Raw genomic sequence first — 17,210 nt, 5'->3', positions numbered from 1 at the left:
GTACGGACGACGTACGGACTACCAGGCCTCCGTGACCGCCCGGCGCGCGCCCTCCAGGTCCACCGCGCGGCCCGACTCGCCGAGCGCCGCGCCCAGGGCGGCGAGCGAGGACTGCACGGCCCCCGGGGTCGCGTCCGCCCCGTAGTGGTTGACCCGGATCATCTCCCCGGCCAGCGCCCCGCCGCCCGCGATCAGCGGCAGCGACGGATCGGCCGCGAGGGCCTTCGCCACCAGCTCCGAGGCGTCGACACCCGCCGGCGTGCGCAGCGTCGTCGCCACCGGCGCCGCGTCCTCCGCCTCGTGCACGTACGGCTCCAGGCCACCGCCCAGGGCCAGCGCGCCCGCACGGGTCGCGGCCGCCGCCGAGGCGTGCCGGGCCATCAGCACGTCCAGGCCCTCCGCCTCGATCCGCTCCAGACAGGCCTCCAGGGCCAGCATCTCCAGCTGCGCCGGAGCGTGCAGGAGAGCCTTCCGGCCACCGTCGATCCAGCGCTCCTTCCAGTCCAGGAGGGAGAGGTACGAGCGGCGCGGCGCGGCCGGGTTGGCGGCGAACCGCTCCCACGCCCGCGCGCTCACCGACACCGCCGACACGCCCGCGGGCCCGCCCATCGCCTTCTGCGCGCCGATGATGCACATGTCCACGCCCCAGGCGTCCGGCAGCACCGGCTCGGCGCCGATCGACGCCACGGCGTCCAGGTAGAACAGCGCGCCGTGCGCCCGCACGACCTCGCCGATCTCCGCCACCGGGTTGGTGTTGCCGGTCGCCGCCTCGGCGTGCACCAGCGACACGAAGTCGATCTCCGGGTGCTCGGCGAGCGCCCGCTCCACCTGCTCCGCCGTCACCGCCGTGTGGAAGGGCACCGCCAGGTCGACCACGGTCGCCCCGCTGTCCCGTAGCCAGTTCCCGAAGGTCTGGCCGTACGGACCGGTGACGACGTTCAGCGCGGTCGAACCGGCCCGCGCGCCACTGCGGATGCACCCCTCCAGGGGCAGCAGCGCCTCGCCCTGGGTGATCACCACGTCCTGCTCCGTGGAGAGCAGGGCGGCCACCCGGCGCTCGATCGACGCGAAGTGCGCGGCGGTCATCGGAGCCAGGTCCAGCAGCGGATGTGTCACGGTCACGGAGGTTCCTTCGGTGTCGCATGCGTGTCGCATACATCGGGATCGGGCTCGTGCCAGCGTAAGCGGTCCCCGGCGCCCGACCGGCGACGGTGCGCCGTCACGGTGCCGTACGGAACGTGTCACAGGGCCCTCACCACCGCGTTCGGGCGCTTCCCCCGGAAGCCCGCCGGTGGGATGGTGCGGGCCGGAGCGGCCCCCGACGGCGGCCGCCGGGAGGAACGGGGTGGACACCATGATCCGGAGAACCGGCAGAACCGGAACCGGCAGAACCGGAACCCGCGCGAACGGGGCCGGCGCGAACAGGGCTGGTGCGAACGGGACCCGCGCGAACGGGACCCGCGCGAACATGACCGGTGCGAGCGGGACGGCGCTGCCGCGCCGGGCGCTGGTGGCCGCCGCGGCGCTCGCCCTCGCCGCCCCGCTGACCCTCGCCGCCTCGGGAGACGCGGGAGCGACCGGGGTGGTGTGGGCGTCCTCGATCCGCACGATCGTCTTCGCCCGCTACGACGCGGCGACGCCCGTCGAGGACCTCTACGCCGTCGCCCCGTTCGGCGGCTCGCCCACCCGGCTCACCCACACCCCCGCCGTCAGCGACGTGATGCCCAGCTGGTCCCCCGACGGCAAGCGGGTGGCGTTCCTCCGCTACGGCTCCGACGGCGCGATCGACGGCATCTGGACGATGAACAGCGGGGGCGGCGACCTGAAGGCCGTGCCCGGCACCGCCGGAGCCTCCGACCCGGCCTGGTCCCCGGACGGCACGCGGATCGCCTACTCCAAGCCGGTCGGCGCCGAACGCGAGATCTACGTGGCCGACACCGACGGCGCCCCCACCACCCGGCTCACCCACACCGCGGAGGACGAGTACCACCCGACGTGGTCCCCGGACGGCGGGTACCTGGCGTACAGCCGCGCGGACGCGTCCGGGCACAGCAGGCTGATGAAGATCCGGCTGTCCACCCTGGAGCAGACGCCGATCACCCTGGCCGGCTCCCAGGACTGGACGCCCGACTGGTCGCGCGGCGGCCAGATCGTCTTCAGCCGGGTGGATTCCACCGGCTTCGCCCACCTCCACGTCGTCCGGCCCGACGGCGGGGGGACGCACCGCATCACCTCGGCCCGCGCCAACGACAGGTCCCCGTCCTGGTCGCCGGACGGCCGGCGGCTGGTCTTCACCCGCGGCGGCACCGACGACGCCGACCCCGAGCACCTCTTCGTGGTACGGGCCGACGGCACCGGGCTCTTCCAGCTCACCAAGACCGACTCGCACGACCTGGAGGCCGATTGGCGCCCGTGACCCGCGCTCGGCGGGGCTCGTAGAGTGCGGGTATGAGCGATCACGAGGTGCTGCACGTGAAGGGGCGGGTGCTCGTCGGCCCGGAGGACGTCCGCGACGAACTGTGGTGCGTCGACGGGCGGATCACCTTCGACCGGCCCGCCGCCGAGGCCGTCACCGTCGAGGGCTGGGTGCTCCCCGGACTCGTCGACGCCCACTGCCACGTCGGCCTCGACCGGCACGGCCCCGTCGACGAGGCCACCAGCGAGAAGCAGGCCCTCACCGACCGGGACGCCGGCACCCTGCTCATCCGGGACGCGGGCTCGCCCTCCGACACCCGCTGGATCGACGAGCGCGAGGACCTCCCGAAGGTCATCCGGGCGGGCCGGCACATCGCCCGCACCCGCCGCTACATCCGCAACTACGCCCACGAGATCGAGCCCGCCGACCTCGTCGCGTACGTCGGCCGCGAGGCCCGCCGCGGCGACGGCTGGGTCAAGCTCGTCGGCGACTGGATCGACCGCGAGGTGGGCGACCTCACCGCCTGCTGGCCGCGCGCCGAGGTCGAGGCGGCCATCGCGGAGGCGCACCGGCTCGGCGCCCGGGTCACCGCGCACTGCTTCGCCGAGGACTCGCTCCGCGACCTCGTCGAGGCCGGCATCGACTGCGTCGAGCACGCCACGGGCCTCACCGAGGACACGATCCCGCTCTTCGCCGAGCGGGGCGTGGCCATCGTCCCGACCCTCGTCAACATCGCGACCTTCCCGCACCTCGCCGACGGCGGCCAGGAGAAGTTCCCCCGCTGGTCGGCGCACATGCGCCGTCTCCACAAGCGGCGTTACGACACCGTGCGGGCCGCCTTCGACGCGGGCGTGCCCGTCTTCGTCGGCACCGACGCGGGCGGCTCCCTCGCCCACGGACTGGTCGCCGAGGAGGTCGAGGAGCTGACCCGGGCCGGCATCCCGCCGATCGACGCCCTCTCGGCCACCGCCTGGGGGGCCAGGGCCTGGCTGGGCCGCCCCGCCCTGGAGGAGGGCGCCCCGGCCGACCTCGTCGTCTACGGCGAGGACCCGCGCGCGGACGTCCGCGTCCTCGCGGCACCGCGCCGGGTCGTCGTCAACGGCCGGGTCGTGGGCTGAGGGCCCGGCCGGGGAGCCGGGCCCGTCGGCTGCCCCGGCAGCCGAGCCGACTCCGGTTCCCGGCCGGTCAGCGGCTCAGGAACGCCAACCGGGCCCGCTTCTCCGGGATGAAGACCTCCGGCAGGTCCACCTCGGGGAGCACGACCTCCGGGCCCATCTCGAAACCGGCCCGCAGCATGCGGGCGATCGCCTTCTCGTTGGCGGCGTCGGGCTCGATCACGATCCGGGTGCGGTCCGTCAGCGCGAAGGCGACGAGCGCGGTGAGCAGCCGGCCCGTGAAGCCGGCCTCGGGGGCGAGCCCGGGCGCGACGAGCAGGTGCACGCCGATGTCGCCGGGCCGCACCTCGTAGCACTCGCCCACCCGGTCCGCCGCCGGGTCGTACGTCTGGAAGAGGGCGACCGGCTCCCCGTCCCGGGCGACCAGGTAACCGTGGTGCGTGGTCAGCGAGTCGAGGTGCGCGTAGATCTCCCGGACCTGCTCGACGGTGGTCCCGGCCATGCCCCAGAAGCGGGCCCGCTCCTCGTTGACCCAGCCGTGCAGGAGGGGGGCGTCGGCCTCGGGGTCGACGGGGCGGACCGTGACGGTCCCGAAGCCCTCGACGGTCTGGACGTGTACGGCGGTGGTCATGCCTGCTCCTTCGTGAGCTTCTGCCAGTCGGTGGTGACGGGGGCGAGCTCGCCCCGCAGCCACAGGGGGAGTTGGTCGCGGTGGTGCGGGTCGCCGGGGACGCCGGACGCGCCGAACGGCACGATCCAGCCGCTCCGCTCCCGGTCCGCCAGGTCCCAGACGTACCGCGCGGCGGAGGCGCGGGCGCTGCGGTCGGTCCAGCCGGGCACACTGGAGGTGGAGAGCACGCAGTCGTGGTCACCGCCGAGCCCCGGCCACCGGTCGTCGTCCGGGTCGGGCAGCGCCTGCCAGGGCGCGAGCCGGTGCGTCACGCCCCAGGCGGCGGGCGGCTCCCCGGCGCCGACCTCGTCGAGCGCCTCGCGCACGATCCGCTCCACGTCCCCGGCGGGCACGGGCCCGGCCACGAGCAGCGTCTCCAGGGCGAAGGCGACGCGCGGCCCGAGCGCCAGCCAGGGCCGGAAGAGCTCGGGGTACGGGGCGGGTTCGCGCAGCGCCGCGAAGGCCTCGTGCCCGGCGAGCCGGCGCACGACGGCCCCGCGCACGGCCGCGTAGAGCCCGGCGTCGACGCTCTCGGCGTCCATCCGCCGGTCCCAGCCGAGCAACCGCCGCCGCACGTCGGCACCGGCGGACGAGAGCCCTCCGGCCCGGTCGCCCCCGGGACCCGGCGGCGGGGTACGGCGGGCCCCCGCGGCCCCCGCCCCGACGGCGACGGCCACTTCACCGGGGGCGGCACCGGCGCCGGCCGTTCCGGCACCGACCCCCACGGTGACGGCTCCTCCGGCGACTCCGGCGCCCACCGTCCCGGTGACGCCCTCTCCGGCGCCGCCGGCATCCGCCGCCCCGGCGCGTGCCGGGGCCTCGTCCGCGCGCCGGACCGCCTCCAGGAGGCGGTCCGCCGAGGGGTTGGCGGTGTCCCGGTGGATCGCGGCCGTCGTCTCCGGGGTCCAGGCCGCCGAGGCGCGCAGCAGCTCGTCGATCCGGGTCGCCCGGTGCGGTGGCGCGAACTCGACGCCCAGCGGTGCGGCCAGGCCCCGGGCGTTGGCCATCACGGCGTGGCCGTGCACCTCGGCGCGGGGCAGGGGGGCCGGACCGTCGGCCCAGGCGTGCGCCGGGTCCCAGGCGGGCACGACCCGCAGGGAGTTGGCCCGGTCCCGTACGGGCACGTGACCGGCGACCCGGTGCAGGAGACCGCCCCGGGTGTCGGCGGCCTGGACGACGTTCACCGGCTCGACCCAGTCGTCGAGGGCCGCGTCCACGTCAGCGACGGTCCGGGCGCGCAGCAGCGCGGGCAGCACCTCGAAGCCGAGTCTCCCGGTGACCCGCGGCGGGTGTCGCAGGGCGATGCCCTCCCATCCGGCGGAGCCGTCCCGGGGCTCGCCGATGATCACCGGTCCCCGGTCCGTCTCGATCACCTCGATCCGTACCGGTTCCGCGTCCGCGACCTCGATCGTCTCCGTGTGCGCGGCCGCCGGGGCCCAGCCGTCGGGGCCGAGGGCCTCCACGGTGCCGTCGGGGAGCCGTCGCAGCCGTTCCCGGTACAGGTCCTGGTAGTCCGCCATCGCGTTGGTGATCGCCCAGGCCACCGGCCCGGCGTGGCCGAAGTGGGCGAGGCCGGGGACGCCGGGCACGGCGAGGCCCACCACGTCGTACGCGGGGCAGGCGAGCCGGACCTGCTGGTAGACGCCCGGCGCCTCGATGAACCGGTGCGGGTCGCCGGCCACCAGGGCCGCCCCGCTCGCGGTCCGTCCGCCCGCCACGACCCAGCCGTTGGAGCCCGCGGTCCCGGGCCCGTCGGTCGCGAAGAGCTCCGTCCACTCCTCGCCGAGCCGCCGGGCGACCTCGTCCCGCCAGAGTTTGGTGGGGAAGCCGGCGAAGAGGACGTGGGTCGAGAGCCAGACGGCGAGCGGGGTCCACGGCTCCCACCGGCCGGCCGCGAGGCCGGTCTCGGCGAACTCGGGCGCGCGGTCCGCCCCTTCGGCGAGGCCGTCGTTGACCCCGGCCACGTACGCGCGCACCCACGCGGCCGTCGCCGGGTCGGTCGCCGCGAGCCGCTCGAAGCAGCGGCGGGCGGTGTCGGCGAGCCGGGCCCGCCGGGCGAAGGCGTCCCAGCCGAGCTCGGCGGAGCCGAGGAAGGCGGCGCTGGTGCCCCGGGCCCGGTGCCGCTCGACCTCCAGCTGCCAGGCGCGGTCGCGGGCGGTGACCCGCCCCTGGGCGAAGGCGAGTTCCTCCGGGTCCGCGGCCCGCAGATGGGGGACGCCCCAGGCGTCCCGGTAGACCTCGATGCTCACGGAGTCCTTCGATCACTTAGGTTAGGCTGGCCTAAATTAATCTACAGGAGGCCGGGACCGGTCGCTCTCACCGGGTTGACGATCCGTGACCCGGCGGCGCCGTCGATCGTTTCCACCGATCCCGCGCACGCCTCCCCGTGCGAAACACGCGGGGCGGCCGAGAACGGTTGTGCCGAAAAAAATCGAAAATGAACACGGAAACCCCCCTTTGGAGTGAACTCACGTCAGGCGACCGCCGGTTCACTCTCCGTGCGTAAAGATTCCGGTGTCTCAAGTCGCCGAGGCCGCGCCGACCCACTGTCCCCGTGGCGAGCGGCCCGGCGGCGCCATGTCTCCTGTGGGGGTTCCACCATCTTGAACAGCAACACCTTCCGCCTGCCCGTACGCCGTTCCGCCGCTGCCGCGACCGTCGCCGCCCTGGCCGTCGGACCCGTGCTCCTCGCGGCCCCGGCGGCGCACGCCACGGGTGGCGAAGGGCGCTCCACCGCCGTCGTGCTGCGGGCCGGCCTCGACGTCTCCCTCCTCGGCAAGACCGTGGACGTCCCGGTGCGGACCTCCCTCAACGAGGTCGAGGCGCCGGCGAGCGAGCACGAGACCGCGCTCTCCGTGAAGGTGCGGGGAGCCGAGGGCGGCAAGCCGGTCGACCTCCTCAGGGCCGACGTCGCCACCGCGGACGCGACCGTGGACGAGAAGAAGGCCGAGGGGCACGTCAACCTCGTCAAGGCGCGGGTCCACGTCCCCGGCCTTCCGCTGCTCTCCCTCGTCGAGGTCGAGAAGGTCACGTCCAAGGCGCTGTGCGAGGTGGGGAAGAAGCCGGTCGCCGAGTCCGACGTCCTCGGTCACGTGACCGTGTTCGGCAAGAAGACCACCCTGACCGCGGGCGGCCGGACCCAGGTCGCCGTGCCGGGCGTCGGCCAGGTCACCCTGGACCTCTCCCGCACCTCCACGACCTCCCGCACCGCCGCGGCCACGGCCCTCGAACTCAAGGTGGAGGTCGACCCGCTGAAGCTCGGCGTCGCCGCGGTCGACGGCACGGTGACCCTCGCCGAGGCCACCTGCGAGACGCCCGAGGGCACGGCCCCGACCCAGAAGCCCACCCAGAAGCCGACCGACCGGCCCACCCAGAAGCCGAGCGAGCGGCCCGCGCAGCAGCCCTCGGCCAGGCCGAGCGACGCCGGCGGCATCAAGACGAACAACGGCGGCACCACGCCCACCGAGCACCTCGCCGAGACCGGCGGCAGCTCCACCACCCCGTACATCGCGGCCGGGGCACTCGCCCTCCTCGTCGCCGGCGGCGGCGCCCTCGCCGTGACCCGCTCGCGCGCCCGCTCCCGCGACTGACGGCCCGAGGGGGAAGCGCCGGGGGGCGCCGGGAGGGAAGCGAGGGTCCGGGGAGGGCGGTGACGACACCACCCCCCGGACCCTTCCGCACGGCCCGGCGGCCGGCGGGGCGGTCAGCCGCCGATCAGCAGCGCCTGGTCCAGCGCCTGCAGGAAACGGTTCGTCGTCACCCGGTCCCGGACCGCGAGCCGCAGCCAGTTCCGGTCGAGGCCCGGGAACGTGTCGCCCCGGCGGGCCGCGAACCCCAACGACCGCAGCCGCTCCCGTACCGCGTCAGCCCCGTCGATCCGCAGCAGCACGAAGGGGCCCTCCGCCCCCGGCACCGTCCGCACCTCGTCGAACTCCGCGAGCCCCGCCAGCAGATGGGCCCGCTCCACCCCGATCCGGTGCGCCGCGTGCTCCGCCTCCGCGAGCGCCGCCCGCGTCATGCACGCCTCCGCCGCCACCAGGGCGGGCGTCGACACCGGCCACAGCGGCTGCGTCCGCTCCAGGGCCGCGATCGTCTCGGGCTCGGCCAGGACGTACCCGATCCGCAGCCCGGCGAGCCCCCAGGTCTTGGTGAGGCTCCGCAGCACCACGAGCCCCGGCACGTCGGTCCGCCCGGCCAGCGACTCCCGCTCGCCCGGCACCGCGTCCATGAACGCCTCGTCGACCACCAGGATCCGGCCCGGACGGGCGAGCGCGGCGATCGAGGCGGCCGGGTGCAGCACGGAGGTCGGGTTCGTCGGGTTCCCGATCACCACCAGGTCCGCGTCCTCCGGAACCGCCGCCGGATCCAGCCGGAAGCCGTCCTCCTCGCGCAGCAGCACCCGCTCCACCTCGTGCCCGGCGTCCCGCAGCGCCGCCTCCGGCTCGGTGAACTGGGGGTGCACCACCACCGGCCGCCGCACCGGCAGGGCCCGCGCGAGCAGCACGAACGCCTCCGCGGCGCCGGCCGTCAGGAGCACCCGCTTCGACGGCAGGTCGTGCCGCTCGGCGACCGCGGCCCGCGCGGCCCGGCCGTCCGGATAGGCCGCGAGACCGGTCAGCGAGTCGGCGATCCGCTTCCGCAGCCAGTCCGGCGGGGTGTTCGTCCGGACGTTGACCGCCAGGTCGATGAGTTTCTCGTCCCGGACCTCCGCGTCACCGTGGTGGCGCAGGTCGTGGGCGTCGGAGTGCGTGTGCGTGTCCATGGCCGCCGTCGTGTGGGGGGTGGGGATGGTGGGGGGTGAGTCAGGCTCGCCAGCGATGTACCCGTGCGTCAAGGGCAACAACCGTGCGACGGACGTCACTTCGTTCGTACGAAACGGGACGAAAGTGGCGATCGCGCAGGTCGCGCGCCGGGATTTCCGCTTCGGGACGACCAACACGGGCCCAACCCGACCGACGAACGACTCCCCGGGCCCCGCCCGACCGTCCGCGTCCGCGGCCGTCGCGGCACCGTTCTCCGTACCCGCGTTCGCCCGGCCGTCCGGGACCGCCCGGCCGTCCTCCGCCGCCGCGAGCAGCGCCGCCGCCTCCGCCACCGAGGCCGTGCCCGTCGCGGCCAGCGGCAGAGCCGAAGGATGCGGTACGGGAACGGCCGCCAGCTCCCCGGCCGGGAACCCCCGCACCGGCACCCCCAAAGCCGCCGCGGCCGCCACGATCCCCGGCTCGGCGGCCCGCGCGTCCAGCGTGGCGAGCGACCGCACGCACCCGGCCGGGAGCCCCGCCTCCCGCAGGACCTCCCCGATCAGCGCCAGCAGCTCGTCCGCCGTCGTCCCCGACCGCGCCCCGACGCCGAGGTGCGCACCCGCCGCCCCATCCGATAGCAAAGGCCCATGGCAGTAGTCGTCGCGCTCGGCGCGTTCCTCATGACGCTCTTCGGCGGCTGGGTCGCCGGGCGCGTCACCGACCGCCGCCACCTCGTCCTCGGCCTCGCCGGCGGACTCATGCTCGGCGTCGTCGGACTCGACCTCCTGCCCGAGGCCCTGGAGGCCGCGGGGAAGAAGGTCTACGGCGTCCCGGAGGCCCTGCTGCTCTTCGTCGGCGGCTTCCTCTTCGCGCACGTCGTCGAACGCCTCCTCGCCGTCAACCGCGCCGCGCACGGTGTCGGCGCCGACGAGAGGGTTCCGCAGGTCGGCCTCACCGCGGCCGCCGCGATGGTCCTCCACAGCCTCATGGACGGCATCGCGCTCGGCGCCGCCTTCCAGGTCAGCGGCGGCATGGGCGCCACCGTCGCGCTCGCCGTCATCACCCACGACTTCGCCGACGGCTTCAACACGTACACGATCACGAGCCTCTACGGGAACGCCCGCCGCAAAGCCCTCGCCATGCTCGTCGCGGACGCCGTCGCCCCCCTCGCCGGCGCCGGACTCGCCACCCTGTTCACCCTTCCGGAGGAACTTCTCGGCTGCTATCTCGGCTTCTTCGGCGGCGCCCTGCTCTACCTCGCCGCCGCCGAGATCCTGCCGGAGGCGCACCACGAGCACCCCGCCCGCTCCACCGTGCTGTGCACGGTGGCGGGCGTGGCCTTCATCTGGCTCGTGGTGGGCGTCTCCGGCGGCTGACCTCACGCGCAGTGCTCCACGAACCGCGCGGCGACCTCCGGGGACCCCGCCCAGTGGGTGTGCACGTAGCTGGCGTGCACCCCGCCCTGCACGAAGCCCTCCACCCGACGCTCCGGCTGCCGCAGCCCCCAGGCCGCCAGCGGCCCGGCGCCCGGCTCGATCACGGTGCGGTGGAACTCGTGCCCCCGCATCCGCGTCCCGGCCGGCGCGAGGACGCTGTCGCTCACGGCGACGGCGTCCCGGTAGCCGAGCGTGAGCCGCTCCGACATCCGCGCGTCGGCGTCGAGCACCCCGCACATCGGCGTGCCGTCGAGCGACCGCGCCAGGTACAGGAGCCCGGCGCACTCGGCGGCGACGGGCGCGCCCGAGGCGGCGAGCCCGGCCACGGCCTTCCTGAGCGGCTCGTTGGCGGACAGCTGCTCGCCGTACATCTCGGGGAAGCCGCCCCCGATGACGAGCCCGCTCGTGCCCTCGGGGAGCCGTTCTTCCCGCAGCGGGTCGAACGTGACGACCTCGGCCCCCGCGGCTCGCAGGAGCTCGGTGTGCTCGGCGTACGAGAACGTGAAGGCCGCCCCGCCGGCGACGGCCACGACCGGCCTCCGGCCGGGCTCGTGTGCCGTCCGCGGGCCGGTGGTCGGGTTGTGCCCACCCGTTCCGCCTGCCCACAGCCCGTGGGCGTCCCACGGTTCCGCGCCCAACGACGGCGCCGACCGCGCAAGCGCCAGCAGCGCGTCCAGGTCGCACCCCCGGCGCACCTGCTCCGCCTGGGCGGCCACGGCTTCCACGGCCTGGGCCTGCCGCTCGGCGACCGGCACGAGCCCCAGGTGCCGGGACGGCGTGGCGACGGCGGGCGCCCGCCGCAGCACGCCGAGGACCGGCACCCCGGACTCCCCGAGCGCCTCCCGCAGCAGGTGCTCGTGGCGGTCCGTCGCGACCTTGTTGAGGATCACGCCCCCGATCCGCACCTCCGGGTCCCAGGACGCGAACCCGTGCACGAGCGCCGCCACCGACCGCGACTGCGAGGACGCGTCGACGACGAGGACCACCGGCGCCTTGAGCAGCTTCGCGACCTGCGCGGTGGACGCCAGCTCGCCCTGGTCGGCGGCGCCGTCGTACAGGCCCATGACCCCCTCGACCACGGCCAGGTCGCAGCCGCGCGCCCCGTGCAGGAAGAGCGGCGCGATCAGCCCCGTGCCGCACATGTACGCGTCGAGGTTGCGGCCCGGGCGGCCGGTCGCGAGCGCGTGGTAGCCCGGGTCGATGTAGTCGGGTCCGACCTTGTGCGGGGAGACGGCCAGACCACGGCCGGCGAACGCGGCCATCAGGCCGGTCGCGACCGTGGTCTTGCCCGCGCCGGACGACGGCGCGGCGATGACGAGACGTGCTACCACTCGATGCCCCGCTGGCCCTTCTGACCGGCGTCCATCGGGTGCTTCACCTTGGACATGTCGGTGACGAGGTCGGCGAAGTCGACCAGTTCCTGCGGCGCGTTGCGGCCGGTGATGACGACGTGCTGCTGACCGGGACGGTCGCGCAGCACCTCGACGACCTCCTTGACGTCGATCCAGCCCCAGTGCAGCAGGTACGCGAACTCGTCGAGGACGTAGAACTTGTACTTCTCCTCGGCGAGGTCCCGCTTGACCTGCTCCCAGCCCTCGCGGGCCTTCTCCTCGTGGGACTGCTCGCCCTCGGCGACCTCGCGCTGGATCCAGGACCAGCCCTCGCCCATCTTGTTCCAGGTGACCGTGCCGCCCTTGCCGGTCTCGCCGAGCGCCTTGAGGGCGTTCTCCTCGCCGACCCTCCACTTGGCGGACTTGACGAACTGGAACACCCCGATCGGCCAGCCCTGGTTCCAGGCGCGCAGCGCCATGCCGAACGCGGCGGTCGACTTCCCCTTGCCGACGCCGGTGTGCACCATCACCAGTGCCCGGTTGCGGCGCTGACGGGTGGTGAGACCGTCGTCGGGCACGACGGTCGGCTGTCCCTGCGGCATTAAGCGGCCCTCCTGGTGGCGTTGTCTGCTTGTACGTCTCTGACGAGGCCGGCGATCGAGTCGGCGCGCAGCTCGTCCAAGGTCACGGCGGTGCCGCCGAGTTCGCGCGCCAGGGACCCCGCGAGCCCGAGCCGCACCGGGCCGGTCTCGCAGTCCACGACCACCGACGCCGTGCCCTCGGCCGCGTGCAGCCGCGCCGCGCGGGCCGCCAGCGCCACCGGGTCGGCGCCGCCGCCGGTCGCCCGCCCGTCGGTCACGACGACGAGCAGCGGGCGGCGCGAGGGGTCCCGCAGCCGTTCGACCCGCAGCACGTCATGGGCCTTGAGCAGCCCGGCGGACAGCGGCGTACGCCCCCCGGTCGGAAGCTTCTCCAGGCGGGCGGCGGCCGCGTCCACCGACGAGGTCGGCGGCAGCGCGACCTCGGCGTCCCGCCCCCGGAAGGTGACGAGGCCGACCTTGTCGCGCCGCTGGTAGGCGTCGAGCAGCAGCGAGAGCACGGCGCCCTTCACGGCGCTCATCCGCTGCCGCGCGGCCATGGAGCCGGAGGCGTCCACGACGAACAGCACCAGGTTCCCCTCGCGCCCCTCCCGGGTCGCCTGCCGCAGGTCGTCCCGGCGGACCACGAGGCCGGGCCCGGACCGGCCGCGCGCCCGCTGGTGCGGGGCGGCGGCCCGGACGGTCGCGGCCAGGTGCAGCTTGGTCAGCGCACCCCGGGGCAGGGTCGAGCCGGTGGTACGGCCGTGCTCGGTGCGGGCCCGGGAACGGCGCCCGGCCGCGCCCTCGCCGAGACCGGGCACGCTCAGCACCTTCGTACGGAAGGGCTCGCCGGCCTTGACGGCGGCGCGCTCACCGGCACCGGCACCGGAGCTCCGGGGCGCGGGAGCGCTCTCGGGGGCGTCGGCGGACTCGGGCGCGGGGCCGTCGGGCCCCTCGCCCTGCGGCGGAACGCCCCCGCCACCGCCGGGCCCGCCGTCCCCCGGCCCGTCCGGCTCCGGATCGTCGTCCGGCTCGTCCCCCTTGAACTGCTCCAGGGTCTCGTCGAGCTTGTCCTCGTCGAGACCGGGCGCGTCGAAGGGCGAGCGCCGCCGCCGGTGGGGGAGGGCCAGGAGCGCGGCCTGCCGCACGTCCTCCGAGGCGACCTCGGTCCGTCCGGCCCAGGCGGCGAGCGCGGTCGCGGTGCGGGCCATCACGATGTCGGCGCGCATGCCGTCCACCTCGAACGCCGCGCAGGTCGCGGCGATCTGGAGCAGCACCGCGTCACCGAGCTTCACCTGGGGCAGCAACTCCCGGGCGGCGAAGATCCGTTCGCGCAGCGCCGTCTCCTCGCCGGCCCAGCGGGCGGCGAAGGCGGCCGGGTCGTCCTCGAAGGCGAGCCGCCGCCGGACGACCTCGACCCGCTGCTCGGGGTCCCGCGACGCGGCCACCTCGACGGTCAGCCCGAACCGGTCGAGCAGCTGCGGCCGCAGCTCGCCCTCCTCGGGGTTCATGGTCCCGACGAGCAGGAACCGGGCGGCGTGCCGCACGGAGACGCCCTCGCGCTCGACGTGGGAGGCGCCCATGGCGGCGGCGTCGAGGAGGTGGTCGATGAGGTGGTCGCTCAGCAGGTTGACCTCGTCGACGTAGAGGATCCCCCGGTGCGCGGCGGCGAGCAGCCCCGGCTCGAAGGCCTTCACGCCCTCGGCGAGCGCCTTCTCGATGTCGAGCGCGCCGACGAGCCGGTCCTCGGAGGCGCCGACGGGCAGCTCGACCATCCGGGCGGGACGGGAGGTGCCGGGCGCGTTGCCGTGCGGGCCGTCCGGGCAGCCGGGATCGGGCGAGGCCGGGTCGCAGCTGAAGCGGCAGCCCGCGACGACGGCCACCTCGGGCAGCAGCTCGGCGAGCGCACGCACGGCGGTGCTCTTCGCCGTTCCCTTCTCACCCCGGACGAGCACACCGCCCACGGCCGGGCTGACGGCGTTCAGCAGCAGCGCGAGCCGCAGATCGTCCATGCCGACGACGGCGGTGAACGGATAGCGGGTGCTCATCGGGGGTTCGCTCCTTCGGTGGGTACGGATGCCTGGGCCGGGCGGCTGCTCACGGCGCCCCCGGCGGCACGAACGGCAGCCCCTCCGGGGCGCCCTCCTCGATCAGCCGCAGCAGCGCGTCCGTGTCCGCGTGCTCCTCGATCAGGTCGCCGAGCCGGTCGAGCTGCTCCTCCCGCAGCGCACCGAACGACGTGTCCGGGGCCGGGACGAACCGCCGTCCGGCCGCCGCCGCGACCTCCCGCAGGAACGCCCGCCGGAAGCCGTCGCTCTCCAGCGAGCCGTGCCAGTGGGTGCCCCACACGGAGCCGACCCGGCAGCCGTCGAGGAAGGCCTCCCCGCCGAGCACCTCGGCCACGCCGTGGTGGATCTCGTACCCCTCGACCCGCTCGCCGAGCGCCTCGCCGACCGGCCGGGCGAGGGTCTTCCCGGGCGCGAACCGGACCCGTACGGGCAGCAGTCCGAGCCCGTCGACCACGCCGGCCTTCGACTCGACCTCGTCCTCGATGCGCTCGCCGAGGGCCTGGAAGCCGCCGCAGACGCCCAGCACCGGCCGGCCCTCGGCCGCGCGCCGGACGAGGGCGTCGGCGAGTCCCCGCTCGCGCAGCCACGCCAGCGCCTTCACCGTGCCCCGGGTGCCCGGGACGACGACGAGGTCCGCGTCGACGAGCTCCTCGGGGCGGTCCACGAACCGGACGACGACGCCCGGCTCGGCGGCCAGCGCGTCGACGTCCGTGAAGTTGGACATCAGCGGTACGGCGCAGACGGCGACCCGCAGCACGTCCTCGCCGACCGGCGGCGCGACGACCGACTCGCGGACGGTGCCCCGCAGCGAGACCCGCAGGCCGTCCTCCTCGTCGATGCCGAGCCCGTGCGCGTACGGCAGGACGCCGAAGGTCCGGCGCCCGGTGAGCCCGTGCAGCATGTCGAGGCCCGGTTCGAGGAGGGTCACGTCGCCCCGGAACTTGTTCACGAGGTAGCCCGCCACCAGCGACTGGTCCTCGGACGCGAGCAGCGCCGTCGTCCCGAAGAACTGGGCGAAGACCCCGCCCCGGTCGATGTCGCCGACGACGACCACGGGCAGCTTCGCGGCGCGCGCGATGCCCATGTTCACGATGTCCGTGCGCCGCAGGTTGATCTCGGCCGGACTGCCCGCCCCCTCGCAGATCACGGCGTCATACGTGCCCCGGAGTTCCTCCAGGCACGCCATCACCGGCTCGAACAGGGTCTGCTGCCTTCCCCCGTGGTAGCCGCGGGCGCTCATCTCGCCGACCGGCCTGCCCATGAGGACGACCTGACTGGAGCGGTCGCCGCCGGGCTTGAGCAGCACCGGGTTCATGAGCGCGGTCGGCTCCACCCGGGCGGCCTGCGCCTGCATGGCCTGCGCCCGGCCGATCTCGGCGCCCTCCCGGGTGACGAAGGAGTTCAGGGACATGTTCTGCCCCTTGAACGGCGCGACCTTGATTCCCTGCCGGACCAGCCAGCGGCAGATGCCGGCCGTGACGACGCTCTTGCCCGCGTCGGACGTGGTCCCGGCGACGAGCAGCCCCCCACCCCTCATGCGTTCCTCCGCTTCAGCGCGCTCGCGATCATGCGGCCGCCCACGCAGGCGGCCAGGGTCAGTCCGGTGATCCGGCGGGACAGCCGGACCGCGCGGTCGATGTCGGCGACCTCGACGGGCCGCCCCTCCCCGTTGAGGACGGGCCGGTGCTCGACCCGCCCGGCGTACGAGAGGGTCCCCCCGAGCCGTACGCCGAGGGCGCCCGCGAAGGAGGCCTCGACCGGGCCCGCGTTGGGGCTCGGGTGCTTCGCGGCGTCCGCCCGCCAGGCCCGTACGGCTCCGCGCGGGTTCCCGCCGGCGACGGCGGCGAGCGCGGCGGTCAGCCGGGCCCCGGGCCAGCCGGCCAGGTCGTCGAGGCGGGCCGAGGCCCAGCCGTACCTGCGGTAGCGGGGGGACTTGTGGCCGACCATCGCGTCGAGGGTGTTCACCGCGCGGAAGCCGACCAGGCCCGGCACGCCCGCGACCGCTCCCCAGAAGAGGGCGCCCACGACCGCGTCGGAGGTGTTCTCGGCGACGGACTCGACGACCGCGCGGGCCATCGCGGGGCCGTCGAGGGAGTGCGGGTCGCGTCCGCACAGGTGCGGCAGCCGCTCCCGGGCCACCTCCAGGTCCCCGGCGGCGAGGGCGCCGCCGATCGCGCGGGCCTCGCGCCCCAGGGTCGTACCGCCGACGACGGCCCACACGGCGGCTGCGGTCAGCGCGACGGATCCGGCGCGGCTGCCCCGCGCCGTACGGGCGGCCAGGGCGCCGGCCGTGACGGTGGCGCCGGCGCAGACGGCGGTGTGCAGGGCACCCCAGCCGCGGTGGTCGTGCCACAGGGCCCGCTCGACGCGGGCCGCCGCCCGGCCGAAGGCGGCGACGGGGTGTCCGCGGCGGGGATCGCCGACGAGGAGGTCGGCGGCGAGGCCCAGGGCCGCGCCGTACGCGAAGACACCGGTGGCTGGGGAGACGCTGCGGCCGCGGCCGGGCATGGCGCTCTGTCCTCACTCAGGGTCCGCGCCCTGGATCGACGTGACCGGCGGCGAGAGTTCCTGACTCCCGGACCCCTCGGATCCGGTCACAGTGGCGGGACCGCGCCGGATTCGCACCGGACTTCCTCTACTGCCGCCGTAATGGCCCCGGCAGTCCACCACGGGCCGAGAACAGCCGTCAACTCACCCTTGACCTGCACCGCGTCACTGTGCGAAGCACCACAAACACGACGGCCGGGGGGGCCGCCCCCCCCCCCGCGGGGGCCCCCCCCCCGCGGGGCGGGGGGGGCCGCCGCCCCCCGCGGGCGCGGCGGGCGCCCCCGGCCCCACGCCCCCGGGGAGCCC

Annotated in this window: 13 protein-coding genes and 1 riboswitch; of the genes, 4 read left to right on the top strand and 9 right to left on the bottom strand. The window is 75.5% G+C overall.

The window, feature by feature from the left end; all coding sequences use genetic code 11:
- Positions 1–18 precede the first annotated feature (18 nt).
- Positions 19–1,116, bottom strand: a complete 1,098-nt coding sequence (locus ACIGW4_RS32820) for an alanine--glyoxylate aminotransferase family protein (RefSeq protein ID WP_123457244.1) — start codon at positions 1,114–1,116, stop codon at positions 19–21.
- Between the two features lie 352 nt (positions 1,117–1,468).
- On the opposite strand from ACIGW4_RS32820, the gene ACIGW4_RS32815 reads away from it, so the two are divergent.
- Together ACIGW4_RS32815 and ACIGW4_RS32810 are read left to right on the top strand one after the other, a co-directional pair.
- Positions 1,469–2,416 (top strand): hypothetical protein, encoded by a 948-nt coding sequence (locus ACIGW4_RS32815; RefSeq protein WP_399584767.1) that lies wholly within the window; start codon positions 1,469–1,471, stop codon positions 2,414–2,416.
- 32 nt (positions 2,417–2,448) lie between these two features.
- Entirely contained in the window at positions 2,449–3,534 is a 1,086-nt protein-coding gene (locus ACIGW4_RS32810) for an amidohydrolase family protein (protein WP_399584765.1), read from the top strand.
- A gap of 67 nt (positions 3,535–3,601) precedes the next feature.
- Here the strand turns inward: ACIGW4_RS32810 and ACIGW4_RS32805 are convergent, their stop codons facing one another.
- Together ACIGW4_RS32805 and ACIGW4_RS32800 are read right to left on the bottom strand one after the other, a co-directional pair.
- Positions 3,602–4,162 carry a GNAT family N-acetyltransferase gene (locus ACIGW4_RS32805; RefSeq protein WP_359589358.1) on the bottom strand — a complete coding sequence of 187 codons (561 nt, stop codon included), beginning with the start codon at positions 4,160–4,162 and terminating at the stop codon, positions 3,602–3,604.
- Entirely contained in the window at positions 4,159–6,450 is a 2,292-nt protein-coding gene (locus tag ACIGW4_RS32800) for a penicillin acylase family protein (RefSeq protein WP_399584762.1), read from the bottom strand. The genes ACIGW4_RS32805 and ACIGW4_RS32800 overlap by 4 nt, the downstream gene beginning before the upstream one ends.
- A 354-nt stretch (positions 6,451–6,804) precedes the next feature.
- Between ACIGW4_RS32800 and ACIGW4_RS32795 the strand changes: the two genes are divergently transcribed.
- Positions 6,805–7,791 carry an SCO1860 family LAETG-anchored protein gene (locus ACIGW4_RS32795; RefSeq protein ID WP_398711473.1) on the top strand — a complete coding sequence of 329 codons (987 nt, stop codon included), beginning with the start codon at positions 6,805–6,807 and terminating at the stop codon, positions 7,789–7,791.
- A gap of 113 nt (positions 7,792–7,904) precedes the next feature.
- On the opposite strand, the gene cobC is transcribed toward ACIGW4_RS32795, so the two are convergent.
- Positions 7,905–9,584 (bottom strand): Rv2231c family pyridoxal phosphate-dependent protein CobC, encoded by a 1,680-nt coding sequence (gene cobC / locus ACIGW4_RS32790; RefSeq protein WP_399584758.1) that lies wholly within the window; start codon positions 9,582–9,584, stop codon positions 7,905–7,907.
- A gap of 6 nt (positions 9,585–9,590) precedes the next feature.
- Here cobC and ACIGW4_RS32785 point away from each other — a divergent pair, with 6 nt between their 5' ends.
- Positions 9,591–10,319 (top strand): ZIP family metal transporter, encoded by a 729-nt coding sequence (locus ACIGW4_RS32785; RefSeq protein WP_123451039.1) that lies wholly within the window; start codon positions 9,591–9,593, stop codon positions 10,317–10,319.
- Between the two features lie 2 nt (positions 10,320–10,321).
- Here the strand turns inward: ACIGW4_RS32785 and ACIGW4_RS32780 are convergent, their stop codons facing one another.
- The 5 genes from ACIGW4_RS32780 to ACIGW4_RS32760 are packed head-to-tail and all read right to left on the bottom strand — an operon-like array spanning position 10,322 to position 16,865.
- Entirely contained in the window at positions 10,322–11,710 is a 1,389-nt protein-coding gene (locus ACIGW4_RS32780; protein ID WP_399584755.1) for a cobyrinate a,c-diamide synthase, read from the bottom strand.
- On the bottom strand, positions 11,704–12,312 hold the full coding sequence (cobO, locus tag ACIGW4_RS32775) for a cob(I)yrinic acid a,c-diamide adenosyltransferase (RefSeq protein WP_123451036.1): 609 nt from the start codon (positions 12,310–12,312) through the stop codon (positions 11,704–11,706). Before cobO ends, ACIGW4_RS32780 begins: the two co-directional genes overlap by 7 nt.
- Positions 12,312–14,336, bottom strand: coding sequence for a putative cobaltochelatase (locus ACIGW4_RS32770; protein ID WP_399584753.1), 2,025 nt, complete (start codon positions 14,334–14,336; stop codon positions 12,312–12,314). Before ACIGW4_RS32770 ends, cobO begins: the two co-directional genes overlap by 1 nt.
- 49 nt (positions 14,337–14,385) lie before the next feature.
- Positions 14,386–15,894 (bottom strand): cobyric acid synthase, encoded by a 1,509-nt coding sequence (locus tag ACIGW4_RS32765; protein WP_398711465.1) that lies wholly within the window; start codon positions 15,892–15,894, stop codon positions 14,386–14,388.
- Positions 15,891–16,865 (bottom strand): cobalamin biosynthesis protein, encoded by a 975-nt coding sequence (locus tag ACIGW4_RS32760; RefSeq protein ID WP_359589365.1) that lies wholly within the window; start codon positions 16,863–16,865, stop codon positions 15,891–15,893. Before ACIGW4_RS32760 ends, ACIGW4_RS32765 begins: the two co-directional genes overlap by 4 nt.
- Positions 16,866–16,896: 31 nt before the next feature.
- Positions 16,897–17,040: riboswitch (cobalamin riboswitch) on the bottom strand.
- Positions 17,041–17,210 lie beyond the last annotated feature (170 nt).

The sequence above is a fragment of the Streptomyces sp. NPDC053513 genome (assembly GCF_044544765.1).
GTDB classification, from domain to species: Bacteria; Actinomycetota; Actinomycetes; order Streptomycetales; family Streptomycetaceae; genus Streptomyces; species Streptomyces litmocidini.
This window is presented reverse-complemented; position numbering and strand designations above follow the sequence as displayed.

Excerpts from the sequence above, each read along its gene's own strand:
- ACIGW4_RS32785 (WP_123451039.1), top strand. The coding sequence starts at position 9,591 with ATGGCAGTAGTCGTCGCGCTCGGCGCGTTCCTCATGACGCTCTTCGGC.
- ACIGW4_RS32810 (WP_399584765.1), top strand. The coding sequence starts at position 2,449 with ATGAGCGATCACGAGGTGCTGCACGTGAAGGGGCGGGTGCTCGTCGGC.
- ACIGW4_RS32770 (WP_399584753.1), bottom strand. The coding sequence starts at position 14,336 with ATGAGCACCCGCTATCCGTTCACCGCCGTCGTCGGCATGGACGATCTG.
- ACIGW4_RS32805 (WP_359589358.1), bottom strand. The coding sequence starts at position 4,162 with ATGACCACCGCCGTACACGTCCAGACCGTCGAGGGCTTCGGGACCGTC.
- cobO (WP_123451036.1), bottom strand. The coding sequence starts at position 12,312 with ATGCCGCAGGGACAGCCGACCGTCGTGCCCGACGACGGTCTCACCACC.
- ACIGW4_RS32765 (WP_398711465.1), bottom strand. The coding sequence starts at position 15,894 with ATGAGGGGTGGGGGGCTGCTCGTCGCCGGGACCACGTCCGACGCGGGC.
- ACIGW4_RS32760 (WP_359589365.1), bottom strand. The coding sequence starts at position 16,865 with ATGCCCGGCCGCGGCCGCAGCGTCTCCCCAGCCACCGGTGTCTTCGCG.
- ACIGW4_RS32815 (WP_399584767.1), top strand. The coding sequence starts at position 1,469 with ATGACCGGTGCGAGCGGGACGGCGCTGCCGCGCCGGGCGCTGGTGGCC.